Consider the following 13,174-nt stretch of genomic DNA (forward strand, 5'->3'; position numbering starts at 1 on the left):
CTGCGGGTGCCGAGCGTTCAGACCCCGAAGTACAGCTCGTACTCGAACGGGTGCGGGCGTGCCGCGAGCGGGGTGATCTCGTTCTCGATCTTGTACTCGATCCAGGTCTCGATCAGCTCGGGCGTGAACACGCCACCGGCCAGCAGGAACTCGTGGTCTGCGCGCAGCGCCTCGAGCGAGTCGAGCAGCGAGTTGGGCACCTGCGGGATGTTCTTGGCCTCCTCGGGCGGCAGCTCGTAGAGGTCCTTGTCGATCGGCTCGTGCGGCTCGATGCGGTTCTTGATGCCGTCCAGGCCCGCCATCAGCTGCGCGGCGAAGGCCAGATACGGGTTGCCCGAGGCGTCGGGGGCGCGGAACTCGATGCGCTTGGCCTTCGGGTTCGAGCCGGTGATCGGGATGCGGATGGCCGCCGAGCGGTTGCCTGCCGAGTACACCAGGTTGACCGGCGCCTCGTAGCCCTTCACCAGACGGTGGTAGCTGTTGAGCGTGGGGTTGGTGAAGGCGAGCACGGCCGGCGCGTGCGCCAGCAGACCGCCGATGTACCAGCGCGCGATGTCGGACAGCCCGCCGTAGCCCTTCTCGTCGTAGAAGAGCGGCTTGCCGTCCAGCCACAGCGACTGGTGGGTGTGCATGCCCGAGCCGTTGTCGCCGAACAGCGGCTTGGGCATGAAGGTCGCGACCTTGCCCCACTCCTCGGCGGTGTTCTTGACGATGTACTTGAACTTCAGGATGTCGTCGGCGGAGTGCACCATGGTGTCGAAGCGGTAGTTGATCTCCTGCTGGCCGCCGGTGCCGACTTCGTGGTGGGCGCGCTCGAGGTGCAGTCCCGACTCGATCAGGCGCAGGCTGATGTCGTCGCGCAGGTCGGCCGTCTTGTCGACCGGGGCGACCGGGAAGTAGCCGCCCTTGAACGGCGTCTTGTTGCCGAGGTTTCCGCCCTCTTCCTCACGGCCGGTGTTCCACGCGCCTTCTTCGGAGTCCACGCGGTAGAAGCTCGAGTTGGCCGTCACCTCGTAGCGGACGTCGTCGAAGATGTAGAACTCGGCCTCGGGGGCGAAGAATGCCGTGTCGGCGATACCGGTCGAGGCGAGGTACTTCTCGGCCTTCTTGGCGACCTGGCGGGGGTCCTTCGGGTAGATCTCGCCGTTGCGCGGGTTGTAGATGTCGAAGAGCATGATGAGCGTCTTCGCCTGGCGGAACGGGTCCAGGTACGCCGTGGTGACGTCGGGGATGAGCTGCATGTCGGACTCGTGGATGTTCGCGAAGCCGCGGATCGACGAACCGTCGAAGAGCTGTCCGACGGTGAAGAACTCCTCATCGACGGTCGAGGCCGGAATGTTGAAGTGCTGCTGCACACCGGGAAGGTCCGTGAACCGGATGTCGAGGAACTTGACGTCCTCGTCCTGGATGAATTTCAGCACCTCGGATGAGTCTTTGAACATGGAGTCTCCAGATCGGGTGAATCGCGCATCTTCGGATCGCGCGTGCTTCGAATCTATCGGCATCCAATTGCCCGGCAGTATCTCCCATGTTTCGGGGAGGTTTCGTGGACGCCGTAGGCTGGAGGGGTGCCAGATCCCACGACCGAGAACACCTATCCCGGCGAACGACTCGGCCGTCCGGCCACCGGATCGGGCAGTGTCGCGCGCTTCGGGCGCCGCATCGTCGCACTCATCATCGACTACACCGCCGCCGGCGTCATCGCCACCGCGTTCTTCGGCTACGACCAGTTCGCGCTGCCTGCCGAGGCCGGTCTCAGCATGTTCTCGCCGCTGGTGGTCTTCGCGATCCTGCAGGTGCTGTTCATCCCCACGATCGGCGGCAGCCCGGGTCATCGCATCGTCGGCCTCCGCCTCGTCCTGCTCGGCGGAGGATGGGCGGGGCTGTGGCGGCCGATCGTGCGGACACTGCTGCTGCTGGTGGTGATCCCGGCTCTGATCTGGGATGCCGATCAGCGGGGCCTCCACGACAAAGCCGCCGGCACGATCCTCATCCGCGCCTGAGGCCCGGAGAGGTCAGCGCGGGCGCGGTGCGCGCGCCTTCATGGGGTCGATGCCCTTGGGGATCGGCAGCGACGTCACCGACTGCGACACCGAGTCGACGCGCTTGACGACGGCGGCGAGCGTGCCGCGGTCGAGCTTCTTCGGCAGTGCCTTGATGGTCGAGGCGAGCTTGCCGATGGGCACCTCGTCATCGCCGTGACCGACGTAGATGACCTCGACAGGAACACCCGCCGCGACGCGCTGCACTTTGAGGCGCTCGTCGTTCACGAGACGCGTCATGCGCCCGCGCGAGCCCTCGGCGACGATCACGACGCCGCCGCGGCCGATCGCGCGGTAGACGGCATCCTGCGTTTTGGGGTTGATGCCCACGGGCATGTCCGAGGCGACCCACTTGCGGCCCAGCGAGGTCGACAGCACGTGGCCGGACGCCCCCGGCATCCCGTCGATCTTCTTGTACATCGCGCGGGTTGAGAGGCGCGTGAGGGTGATCATCGCGCCGAGCAGGCCGAACATGAGGCCCGTGACTGCCCAGAGGATGACGCTCCAGATGGCGATCGGCGGGATCAGGAAGCCGATGAGGACACCGAGTCCGGCGCCGAGCACGAGGATCCCGATCAGCACCCACGGCAGCCACGGGTACTGGTCCTTCGTGAAGGTGAACAGGGAGCGGAGTTGCGAGAAGAAGCCGGGACGCTTCTCGGGCGCGGAACTGCGGGATGCCATGGCCCCCAGCCTACCTTCGCCGCACACCGTCTCCTCCACAGTTTCGCTGTCGGCGGGACTGTCCACACAAGCGCCGGCCCCGGCCCGCGGGCGACGCACACGTCGCAGACTCGGGGGATGGCACAGTCATCGTGGGTCGACCCGCTCGCCGCCCCCTCCGCGCTGCGGACGGTGGGCCTCGGCGACTACCCCTATCCGGGCACGGTGCGCGCCGGGGTTCCCCCTCGTGTGTGGGTCGATGCGCGCGAACTCGCGGGCACTCCGGTCTGGCATGCGGGCCCCGACGGCCACGTGCTCGCTCCCGTCGACGTCGCCCGCACCGAAGCCGGCCACGCACTGCTGATGCCACTGTGCCCCGATCGCCTCGTCGAGCGCCTGGAACGCTCCACCCCGCTCCGCGAGGGCGAGGCGGTGAACATCGCGGTGAGCCTCGTCCGCGGGGCAGCCGAGGCTGCGGCCTTCGACCGGGCGGGCGGCTCGTGGTGGATCACCGACGACGGCAGACCTGTGCTGGCCATCGGCGGCACATCGTCGTGGAGCGACGAGACGCGCGCGCTCCTGCACATGCTGGCGAGCGACCAGTCGCCGTCCGTCGCGACGGCGATCGAGGACGCGGCGGCGGTCGTGGCAGACGCTCCCGAGGCGGCGCGGCGCTGGACGGTCTGCGAAGATGCGCTGCTGGCCGCCGCCGCCCCGGAGCCGCTCGCGCCGCGCCGGTCGCCGGTGCCGGCCCGCCGGGCCGTCGTCGCACGGGTGCCGGAGGAGGCCGCGCCGGACGAGCCGGCCGGAGCGGTCGCAGCGCTGGTCGACCGCATCGCCCACGCCTTCGACGGCGACCTCGCGCAACGGGTGCGCGCGGCGGTCTCAGGCGTCATCCACCGGGGAGCCGACGCGGAGGGACAGTCGCTTGCCCCGGCCGCGCCGAAGCCCCGCGTCGCGGCGCCGGGGGAGTCGCGGCAGGGCGTCTCGTCCCCACCGAATACGGCAGCACGATCCCGGCGCACACCGTGGCTCGTCGCCGCCGGAGTGGCCGCCGTGATCGTCGGCGGAGGCGTGCTGTGGCCCGAGGACGAGCCGACGTCGGCGCAGCAGACGGTGCCCACTCCCGCGGGGAGCGTGACCGCCGCCGACGGGGGCGCGTCGCCCGCAGCGACCGCGACACCTGACGCAGACGTCACGCCCGAGAGTGTGCCGGACGCGGCTGCCGGACTGCTCGACCGCCTCGCGCAGTGCGTCGCAGCGGGGGAGGACTGCGCCGACGTCCGAGAGGACATCTCGCGGCCGGTGCCGACGGGCGTGGCGACCCGGGTCGACGTGGACCGGGAGCTCTCGATGCTCGACGAATACGGCGGAGTGGCCGTCCTGCGCGCCGAGGGCGTGAACGACGACGTCCCGGCACAGATCGTGGTGATCGTCCGGGACGGCGAAGGGTGGCTGGTCCGCGACATCTACGACATCGCGGACCAGCCGTGACTCAGATGCCGAGGTCGCCCTCGAACTCCGCGGCCTCGAGGCGCGCCTTCATGGCGCCGAGGAAGCGGGCGGCGTCGGCACCGTCGACGATGCGGTGGTCGTAGGACAGCGCCAGGTAGACGTAGGAACGGACCGCGATCGCGTCCTTTCCGTCGACCGAGACGATGCCGGGACGCTTGACGACCGTGCCCGTGCCGAGGATCGCGGTCTGCGGCAGGAACACGACGGGCGTGTCGAACAGCGCGCCGCGCGAACCGGTGTTGGTCAGCGTGAACGTGCCACCGGCCAGCTCGTCGGGCTTGAGCTTGTTGTCCCGCGTGCGTGCCGCGAGATCGGCGATCTCGTGGGCGATCTGCGCGAGGTTCTTGTCGGCGGCGTCACGCAGCACGGGCGTGAGCAGGCCCCGCTCGGTGTCGACCGCGATCGAGAGGTTCTCGCTGGCGGGGTAGACGATGTCGGTGCCGTCGACCGTGGAGTTGATGACGGGGTACGCCTGCAGCGCCTCGGCTGCGGCCAGCGCGAAGAACGGCAGGAACGACAGCTTGTCGCCCGTCTTCTCGAGGAAGACGCCCTTCGTCTTGTCGCGGAACGCGGCGACCTTCGTGACGTCGACCTCCACGACCGTCGTCAGCTGCGCGGTCTGCTGCATCGAGGCGACGGCGCGCTCGGCGAGGACCTTGCGCAGACGCGACATCGGCTGGGTCGTGCCGCGCAGCGGCGACACCTCGAGCTTCGGGGTGGCCGGTGCCGCCGCGGGCGCAGCCGCGGCGGGAGCCTTCGCCTGCTCGGCCGCCTTCAGGACGTCCTCCTTGCGGATGCGGCCGCCGACGCCGGTGCCGGTGACCGACGCCAGGTCGACTCCCTGCTGCTGCGCCAGGCGTCGCACGAGCGGTGTGACGTAGGTGACGCTGTCGTCTTCGGAGAGCGAAGGCATCGTCGGCGCGGGAGGCGTCGCCGGCGCAGCGGCTGCCGGAGCAGCCGGTGCGGGAGCAGCCGGTGCGGCAGCAGCCGGCGCGGGAGCAGCGGGTGCGGGAGCAGCGGCAGCCGGAGCGTCCGGTGCCGGGGCAGCCGGCGCAGGCGCTTCGGGCGCGGGAGCGGGCGCCTCGGCGGGCGCGGCGGCACCGGAGCCGATGCGCGCGAGCACGGCGCCGACCTCGACGGTCTCGTCCTCGGCGACGACGATCTCCTGGAGCGTCCCGGAGAACGGCGAGGGGATCTCGGTGTCGACCTTGTCGGTCGAGATCTCCAGCAGCGGCTCGTCGGTCTCGACGCTGTCGCCGACCTGCTTCAGCCAGCGCGTGACGGTGCCCTCGGTCACGCTCTCGCCGAGCTCGGGGAGCACGACGTCCTTCGCGTCTCCGGCCGGCGCGGCCGCCGGAGCAGCCTCTGCAGCGGGCTCGGGAGCGGCCGGCGCCTGAGCTGCCTGATCGGCAGGCTCAGCAGGCGCCGCAGGGTCGGGCTCGGCCGGGGCGGCCTGCTCCGCGGCGGCGGGCTGCTCGGCGGCGGGGGCGTCTGATGCCGGTGCGCTCGAGCCGTCGCCGATCTCGGCCAGGACGGCGCCGACCTCCACGGTCTCGTCCTCCTGCACCAGGATCGCCTCGAGCACGCCGCTCACGGGTGAGGGGATCTCGGTGTCGACCTTGTCGGTCGAGATCTCCAGCAGTCCCTCGTCGGCCTGGACGGTGTCACCGACCTTCTTGAGCCAGCGGGTGACCGTACCCTCGGTGACGCTCTCGCCGAGCGCGGGGAGGACCACGGATGTGCTCATGGGTGTGTCTCCTTCAGAATGTCGATGTCGTATCTAGCTTAGTGACCCGCCGCACTCAGAGTGCGTGGAGCGGCTTGCCCGCAAGCGCGAGGAATGCCTCGCCCAGGGCTTCGCTCTGCGTGGGATGGGCGTGGATGAACGGCGCAAGGTCGTCCGGGTGCGCTTCCCACCCGACCGCGAGCTGGCCTTCGGTGATCAGCTCGCCGACCCGATCACCCACGAGATGGACGCCGAGGATCGGTCCGTCCTGCTGGCGCACGACCTTCACGATGCCGGCGGTGCCGATGATCTCGCTCTTGCCGTTGCCGGCGAGGTTGTACTCATACGCGACGACGGCCTCACCGTGGACCTCGCGCGCCTGCGCCTCGGTCAGCCCCACCGAGGCGACTTCGGGGCTCGAGTACGTCACTCGCGGGATGGTGCTCTCCGGCACCGCGACCGGCGACAGCCCGGCGAGCTGCTCGGCGACGAAGATGCCCTGCGCGAACCCGCGGTGGGCGAGCTGCAGGCCCGGCACGATGTCGCCGACGGCCCAGACATGGTCTGCGGTGGTCCGCAGCCGCTCGTCCACGGTCACGAAGCCCCGGTCGAGGGTGACACCCGCTTCTTCGAAGCCGAGACCAGTGGATGCCGGACCACGGCCGACCGCCACGAGCAGGTAGTCGGCGTCGAGGCTCGTGCCGTCCTCCAGCGAGACGGCGACCCCGGCATCCGTCTGCGTCACAGCAGCGAAGCGGGCGCCGAGGCGCGCCGCGATGCCGCGCTTGCGGAAGGCACGCTCGAGCGCCTTGCTGACGGCGATGTCCTCGTTCGGCACGAGGTGGTCCAGTGCCTCCACGATCGTCACCTCGGCGCCGAACGAGCGCCACACGCTCGCGAACTCCACGCCGATGACCCCGCCGCCGAGGATGATGACGTGCTCGGGGATCACGTCCAGCGCGAGCGCGCCCTCGCTGGTGAGAACGCGTCCGCCGATCTGGAGACCCGGCAGCGTGCGACTGTACGAACCGGTGGCCAGAATCACGTCGGTGCCCCGGTAGAGGTCGTCGCCGACGGCGACCGCGCGGCCGGCGGTGAGCCGGCCCTCACCGGCGACCACCTCGATGCCGCGCGCGGCGATGAGCCCCTGCAGGCCCTTGTGCTTCTTGGCGACGATGCCGTCGCGATACGCCGTGACGCCGGCCGGATCGATGCCGCTCAGGGTGGCGGTGACCCCGACGCTCGCCGCGGTGCGGACATGGTCGGCCACCTCTGCGGCGTGCAGCAGCGCCTTGGTGGGGATGCAGCCGCGGTGCAGGCACGTGCCACCCAGCTTGTCCTTCTCGATGAGGATCACGCTCTTGCCCAGTTCGGCGGCACGCAGTGCGGCCGCGTAGCCGCCGCTGCCACCCCCCAGGACCACGACGTCGGCGGTGTGCTCGGTCACGCGACTCCTCCTACGAATTCGATGAGCGATCGGACGGTGGCTGCGGTGGGGCCCTTGTCAGTCGCCCCGTAGCCCGCTCCCTTCAGCATGCCCGTCCCGGCGATGTCGAGATGGACCCACGGGATCCGTGTCGCGTCATCGTCGCCGGCTGGTCCGACGAAGCGCTGCAGGAAGAGGCCGGCGAACAGCGAGCCGCCGGCCGGGTCCCCGATCTTCGCGTTCTGCATGTCGGCGATGGGCGAGTCGAGCTCTTCCGCCATATGAGCGGGCAGGGGCAGCTGCCAGGCGAGCTCGCCCGCACGCTCGGCCGCCTCGAGGTATGCGGCGACCGCGCCGTCGTCGCCCATCACGCCGGTATGCCGCGTGCCCAATGCCACCGTGATCGCCCCGGTCAGGGTCGCCACGTCGACGAGCACATCCGGGCGGGTGCGGCTGGCCGCAGCCAGCCCATCGGCCAGCACGAGCCGGCCCTCGGCATCGGTGTTGAGGACTTCCACGGTGGTCCCGTCGAACATCCGCAGCACATCGCCCGGCCGGGTGGCGCGCCCCGACGGCATGTTGTCGGCCACGCACAGCCACGCACTGACATGGACGGGCAGTTCCAGGGCGGCGGCGGCGCGCACGACGGCCAGCACCGTGGCCGCGCCGGCCATGTCGTACTTCATGCCGACCATCGACGCCGGTGGCTTGAGCGACAGTCCGCCCGTGTCGAAGGTGATGCCCTTGCCCACGAGGGCGACGTGCCGGGCGGCGCCGGCGGGTGCATAGTCGAGGCGGATCAGCCTCGGCGGACGGTCCGATCCCTGGCCGACGCCGAGGATGCCCCCGAAGCCCTGCTCGGCCAGCGCCGCCTCGTCGAGGACGTCGACCTCGATGGGCAGATCGGCGACCGATTCGGTCGCCCGGTCGGCGAAGTCGGCGGGCCCCAGCCACTCGGCGGGGGTGTTCACGAGGTCCTTGACGAGCGCGACGGCATCGCCGACAGCCGTCACTGCGGCAACATCCGCGTCGGTCACGTCGATCCCTGCGTGGATGACCACCGCGGTGGCGCGCTGCGCCCCGGCATCCTTCTTGTATCCGGAGAATCGGTATCCGCCCAGAACCGCGCCTTCGGCGGCGGCGCGCCAGAGCTCGGCGGGTGCCGCGGGGGCGGCGACGGCGAGTGTCTCGAAGCCGGTGGTCGCACGCAATGCCGTGCCGACCGCGTCGCGCACGGCTGCGGCATCCGCGTCCGCACCGGTGCCGACCACGATGAGCGGCTTGTCGGTCGCCTCCGGGGCGAAGACGCGCACCGGGCTGCCGGGGGCACCGGTGAACCCGATGGCCTGCAGCGATGCCGCAAGTCCGGGCCAGTCAGTCAGGAACGACGCCTCGGCGTCGACCGGGGGCAGTGCGAGCACCAGCGCGTCGGCTTCGGCATCGAGGAGGGGTACGGAGGAGAACGAGAGCACGGGAAACGGCATGCTGACCATCCTAGTTTTGGCGTCTCGCCGTGTTCGCTGTCAGCGCGACGTCGCAGCGCCCCGGGTCCGCGGCGACTCGTACAGTGGATCTATGCCTTTGTCCGGTCCCCTGTACGAACGTGTCGCCTCGGCACCGCCGGTCCCGCCCGGGCTCCCGCTCGTCGTCATGCTGACCGGCTTCACGGATGCCGGTGGCGCCGTGTCCCGGGCGATCGAATACTTCCGCGACGACCTCGCACCGGCGCCTGTCGTATCGTTCTCCGCCGACGTCCTGCTGGACTACCGCGCGCGTCGACCGATCGTCACCTTCGACGGCGACCGGCTCACCGATTACCGTCCGCCGCGGTTGGAGCTGTCCCTGGCCCATGACACCCTCGGGCACCCGTTCGTGCTCCTGGCGGGATACGAGCCGGACTTCGCCTGGGAGGCGTTCACCGAGACGGTGGTGGGCCTCGCCGAAGGACTCGCCGTCTCGACGGTCACCTGGGTGCATGCCATTCCCATGCCGGTGCCGCACACCCGCCCGCTGGGCACGACCGTCAGCGGGACGCGGGCCGAGCTGACCGCGGCGCACTCCGTGTGGAAGCCCCACACGCAGGTGCCGGCGACGGTCGGGCACCTGCTCGAGCACCGTTTCGCCGAGGCGGGGGCCGAGGTCGCCGGCTTCGTGCTGCTCGTGCCGCACTATCTGGGCGACACCGAGTTCCCCGCCGCCGCCATCGCCGTGCTCGACAGCCTGACGGTCGCCACCGGCCTCGTGTTCTCGAGCGAGGAGCTCCGCGACGAGAACAAGGAGTATCTCGACAAGGTCACCGACCAGGTGGCCAACAGCGCCGAGCTGACCACGATGCTGCACACCCTGGAAGAGCGGTACGACTCGTACATGGCGGGTTCGAACCTGGGCCAGCCGATCATCCACACCGGAGACCTCCCCAGCGCCGATGAGCTCGCCGCCGAGCTCGAGCGCTTCCTTGCCTCCAGGCCGCCCGGCGACGACGACCGCCGCACTCGTCAGTGACCTCACTCCCGTGCCGCGGGGAATGCTCCCGCGCCACCGGGCGTTGTGCATCTCAGAACGTCTCGCACCTGACGCGTGGCGCCCGCGTGTGCGCGGGGACCGCGTACGAGGTGTGAGACAATAGAGAATCTGACCCGTTGTCGTCGTCGGCGAGCCGCCCCGCGGCACCGCCGCTGGACTTGACAAGGGTCATACTAATGTCCGAAAACCCGGCGGAGTCCGCCGGTGAAAGGCAAGACGTGACGTCAGCTACGAAGACCACGCGCACCCGCACGGGTGACGACGCCGACGAGACGACGACCGCCAAGAAGGCCGGTACGAAGACCACCGCCGCGAAGGCGGCCGAGACCGCTCCGGCAGCGAAGGCTCCGGCGAAGAAGGCCCCGGCCAAGAAGGCCCCCGCGAAGAAGGCCGCTCCGGCCAAGGCTGCCCCTGCCAAGGCGCGCAAGAAAGCCGACTCCGACGAAGAGGCCGAAGACGACGTAGACATCGAGGCAGCCGGCGGCGAGACGAGCGCGGCCACCGCGTCGAAGGCGTCGGCCGAAGACGAGGACGACGACGAGGACGCCCCGGCGAAGCCGGCCTTCTCCGAGCCGCTGCCCACGGGCGCGATCGTCATCTCCTCGTCCGACGAGGACGATGTGCCGGTCTACTCCACCCAGATCACGGGTGCCACGGCCGACCCGGTCAAGGACTACCTGAAGCAGATCGGCAAGGTGCCGCTGCTGAACGCGGCCGAAGAAGTCGAGCTCGCGATGCGCATCGAGGCGGGCCTGTTCGCCGAAGAGAAGCTGTCGCACATGTCGGCGGCCGAGAAGTCGAAGCAGCTGGGCCTCGACCTGCAGTGGGTCGCCCGCGACGGTCAGCGCGCCAAGAGCCACCTCCTCGGCGCCAACCTGCGCCTGGTGGTCTCGCTCGCCAAGCGCTACACCGGCCGCGGTATGCAGTTCCTCGATCTCATCCAGGAGGGAAACCTGGGCCTGATCCGTGCCGTCGAGAAGTTCGACTACACGAAGGGCTTCAAGTTCTCGACCTACGCCACGTGGTGGATCCGCCAGGCCATCACCCGCGCCATGGCCGACCAGGCACGCACGATCCGCATCCCCGTCCACATGGTCGAGGTCATCAACAAGCTCGCCCGCGTGCAGCGGCAGATGCTGCAGGATCTGGGCCGCGAGCCCACGCCCGAAGAGCTCAGCCGCGAGCTGGACATGACTCCCGAGAAGGTCGTCGAGGTCCAGAAGTACGGTCGCGAGCCGATTTCGCTGCACACGCCCCTCGGCGAGGACGGCGACAGCGAGTTCGGCGACCTCATCGAAGACACCGAGGCGGTCGTGCCGGCCGATGCTGTGGGCTTCACGATGCTGCAGCGTCAGCTGGAGTCGCTCCTGGACTCACTGTCCGAGCGCGAGGCGGGCGTGATCCGCATGCGGTTCGGCCTCGGCGACGGCCAGCCCAAGACGCTCGACCAGATCGGCGACACCTTCGGCGTGACCCGCGAGCGCATCCGCCAGATCGAGTCCAAGACGATGGCGAAGCTGCGACACCCGTCGCGTTCGCAGTCGCTGCGGGACTATCTCGAATGACCCTGGAGGCCAACGAGGGCAAGGCGCTCGAGGTCACCGTCGACGGCATCGCGTACGCGCGCATCCCCATCCGGACGCGCGTCGTGATGCCCGGCGACGACCTCGATCCGTTGATCGCCGAGTGCACGGCCGGCCTGGTGCAGCCCGGCGACCTGCTGTTCGTCACCGAGAAGATCGTGGCGATCACGCAGGGGCGCTCGTACCGGCTCGATGAGATCCAGCCGCGCAAGCTCGCGCTGTTCCTGTCGAAGTACGTGACACGCACCCCATACGGCATCGGCCTGGGCATGCCCGAGACGATGGAGATGGCGCTGCGGGAGTGCGGCACCCCGCGGATCCTGTTCGCCGCCGCCGTGAGCGCGGTCACGAAGCTGTTCGGACGGCGCGGCGACTTCTACCGCATCGCCGGCGACAAGGCACGTGCGATCGACGGTCCCACCAGCGGCACGATCCCGCCGTACAACCAGGCAGTGGTGCTCGGGCCGACCGATCCCGACGGCGTCGCCCGCCGGCTGAAGTCCCTGGTCGGCAGCGACGTGGCGGTCGTGGACATCAACGACATCGGCGGCAACGTCCTCGGCTCGACTCTCGACAAGGCCGGCGAAGCCCGGCTCGTGCGCATCCTCGGCGACAATCCGCTCGGCCAGGGCCATCAGTCCACGCCACTCGGCATCATCCGCAAGGCCTGATCGTGGGCGCAGTGAACAGGCTGTATCGCCGCGCGCGCTTCTTCGTGCGCCGCGTCACCTCCTTCGACCGTGAGCGCGTCATGCAGTTCGCGCGCCAGTCCGCAGCGCTGTCCAAGGCGCCGGTGTGGTGGGTCGCGGCGGACATGGCCTGGTGTGCGGTGCGCTACGAGACCACATTCGAGAACTACTCCGAGTGGGACTTCCGCATCCTGAAGCGCCGCGAGCGCCAGACGTACATGACCGACCCCAAGTCGTTCCACCTGTCACGTCGCCTCAACGACGACTCGCAGCGCGCGATCTTCGACGACAAGCTCGAGTTCGCACAGCGCTTCGGCGATGAGCTGGGGCGCGAGTGGCTCGACGTGGCGAAGGCGGATGCCGGGGAACTCGAGTCATTCGTCCGCCGCCACGACCGGGTGATCACGAAGAACCCCGGCGGCGTCGGCGGCAACGGCATCACGATGCGGGACGCGGCCGAGATCACCGATGCGGCCGCGCTGCGAGGCGAGCTGATCGCGTCGGGGGAGACGCTCATCGAGGAAGTGCTCGTCCAGCATCCCGAGATGGCGCGGCTGTACCCCGGCAGCGTCAACTCACTGCGGATGGTGACCTACCTCGACCCCGACGGCGAGGTCCACCTGCTGGCGGCGGTGCTCAAGATCGGCAACGGCGGCGTCATCGACAACTTCAGCAACGGCGGCATGTACACGATGCTCGACGAAGCCGGCCGCGCGCTGCACGCTGCCAGCGACGAAGCGGGCCACCCGTTCCGCACCCACCCGGTCACCGGTGTCGAGATCACCGGCTATCAGGTGCCCCTGTACGCCGAGATCCTCGAGCTCATCGACCGGCTCGCCCGCCGTGTGCCCGACCTGCCCTACATCGGCTGGGATATCGCGATCACGCCCGAGCGTCCCGTCGTCATCGAGGGCAACCACAACACGGGCGTGTTCCAGTCCAAGCCGTCGGTCTCCGGCATCCGGACGGGTCTGCTGCCGCGCTACCGTGCGGCGATGCGCTTCTGA

11 protein-coding genes are annotated in these 13,174 nt (G+C 69.8%); 6 read left to right on the forward strand and 5 right to left on the reverse strand.

Translation table 11 applies throughout. From position 1 onward, the window contains the following. Positions 1-17: 17 nt before the first annotated feature. The gene (gene glnA, locus BKA10_RS04600; protein ID WP_183498806.1) at positions 18-1,442 is read right to left on the reverse strand and encodes a type I glutamate--ammonia ligase; all 1,425 of its coding nucleotides are present in this window, start codon (positions 1,440-1,442) and stop codon (positions 18-20) included. 126 nt (positions 1,443-1,568) lie between these two features. On the opposite strand from glnA, the gene BKA10_RS04605 reads away from it, so the two are divergent. Next, complete coding sequence (locus BKA10_RS04605; protein WP_183498807.1) at positions 1,569-2,003, forward strand: RDD family protein; 435 nt, start codon at positions 1,569-1,571, stop codon at positions 2,001-2,003. Between the two features lie 12 nt (positions 2,004-2,015). Here BKA10_RS04605 and BKA10_RS04610 read toward each other — a convergent pair whose 3' ends face one another. Beyond that, positions 2,016-2,726: a DUF4191 domain-containing protein gene (locus BKA10_RS04610; RefSeq protein WP_183498808.1), complete on the reverse strand. Its 711-nt coding sequence runs from the start codon at positions 2,724-2,726 to the stop codon at positions 2,016-2,018. Between the two features lie 117 nt (positions 2,727-2,843). Here BKA10_RS04610 and BKA10_RS04615 point away from each other — a divergent pair, with 117 nt between their 5' ends. Next, on the forward strand, positions 2,844-4,199 hold the full coding sequence (locus BKA10_RS04615; RefSeq protein ID WP_183501266.1) for a hypothetical protein: 1,356 nt from the start codon (positions 2,844-2,846) through the stop codon (positions 4,197-4,199). A 1-nt stretch (position 4,200) separates the two neighbouring features. Here the strand turns inward: BKA10_RS04615 and sucB are convergent, their stop codons facing one another. The 3 genes from sucB to BKA10_RS04630 are packed head-to-tail and all read right to left on the reverse strand — an operon-like array spanning position 4,201 to position 8,856. Then, a complete protein-coding gene (sucB, locus tag BKA10_RS04620) occupies positions 4,201-5,967 on the reverse strand; it encodes a 2-oxoglutarate dehydrogenase, E2 component, dihydrolipoamide succinyltransferase (RefSeq protein WP_183498809.1) in 1,767 nt (588 codons plus the stop codon). A gap of 55 nt (positions 5,968-6,022) precedes the next feature. After that, positions 6,023-7,393 carry a dihydrolipoyl dehydrogenase gene (gene lpdA, locus BKA10_RS04625; protein ID WP_183498810.1) on the reverse strand — a complete coding sequence of 457 codons (1,371 nt, stop codon included), beginning with the start codon at positions 7,391-7,393 and terminating at the stop codon, positions 6,023-6,025. After that, the gene (locus BKA10_RS04630) at positions 7,390-8,856 is read right to left on the reverse strand and encodes a leucyl aminopeptidase (protein WP_183498811.1); all 1,467 of its coding nucleotides are present in this window, start codon (positions 8,854-8,856) and stop codon (positions 7,390-7,392) included. The genes lpdA and BKA10_RS04630 overlap by 4 nt, the downstream gene beginning before the upstream one ends. Positions 8,857-8,947: 91 nt before the next feature. On the opposite strand from BKA10_RS04630, the gene BKA10_RS04635 reads away from it, so the two are divergent. From BKA10_RS04635 to BKA10_RS04650, 4 genes are all read left to right on the forward strand, one after another. Beyond that, positions 8,948-9,874 (forward strand): proteasome assembly chaperone family protein, encoded by a 927-nt coding sequence (locus BKA10_RS04635; protein WP_183498812.1) that lies wholly within the window; start codon positions 8,948-8,950, stop codon positions 9,872-9,874. Positions 9,875-10,113: 239 nt separating this feature from the next. Continuing rightward, the gene (locus tag BKA10_RS04640) at positions 10,114-11,460 is read left to right on the forward strand and encodes an RNA polymerase sigma factor (protein WP_308221558.1); all 1,347 of its coding nucleotides are present in this window, start codon (positions 10,114-10,116) and stop codon (positions 11,458-11,460) included. Beyond that, positions 11,457-12,149 (forward strand): coenzyme F420-0:L-glutamate ligase, encoded by a 693-nt coding sequence (locus tag BKA10_RS04645; RefSeq protein WP_183498814.1) that lies wholly within the window; start codon positions 11,457-11,459, stop codon positions 12,147-12,149. Before BKA10_RS04640 ends, BKA10_RS04645 begins: the two co-directional genes overlap by 4 nt. An 11-nt stretch (positions 12,150-12,160) precedes the next feature. Next, positions 12,161-13,174 carry a sugar-transfer associated ATP-grasp domain-containing protein gene (locus tag BKA10_RS04650; RefSeq protein ID WP_248198960.1) on the forward strand — a complete coding sequence of 338 codons (1,014 nt, stop codon included), beginning with the start codon at positions 12,161-12,163 and terminating at the stop codon, positions 13,172-13,174.

It is taken from the genome of Microbacterium invictum (genome assembly GCF_014197265.1).
GTDB lineage: Bacteria > Actinomycetota > Actinomycetes > Actinomycetales > Microbacteriaceae > Microbacterium > Microbacterium invictum.

Coding starts and splice junctions, on each gene's coding strand:
- glnA (WP_183498806.1), bottom strand. CDS start 1,442: ATGTTCAAAGACTCATCCGAGGTGCTGAAATTCATCCAGGACGAGGAC.
- BKA10_RS04615 (WP_183501266.1), top strand. CDS start 2,844: ATGGCACAGTCATCGTGGGTCGACCCGCTCGCCGCCCCCTCCGCGCTG.
- sucB (WP_183498809.1), bottom strand. CDS start 5,967: ATGAGCACATCCGTGGTCCTCCCCGCGCTCGGCGAGAGCGTCACCGAG.
- BKA10_RS04610 (WP_183498808.1), bottom strand. CDS start 2,726: ATGGCATCCCGCAGTTCCGCGCCCGAGAAGCGTCCCGGCTTCTTCTCG.
- BKA10_RS04630 (WP_183498811.1), bottom strand. CDS start 8,856: ATGCCGTTTCCCGTGCTCTCGTTCTCCTCCGTACCCCTCCTCGATGCC.
- BKA10_RS04635 (WP_183498812.1), top strand. CDS start 8,948: ATGCCTTTGTCCGGTCCCCTGTACGAACGTGTCGCCTCGGCACCGCCG.
- BKA10_RS04645 (WP_183498814.1), top strand. CDS start 11,457: ATGACCCTGGAGGCCAACGAGGGCAAGGCGCTCGAGGTCACCGTCGAC.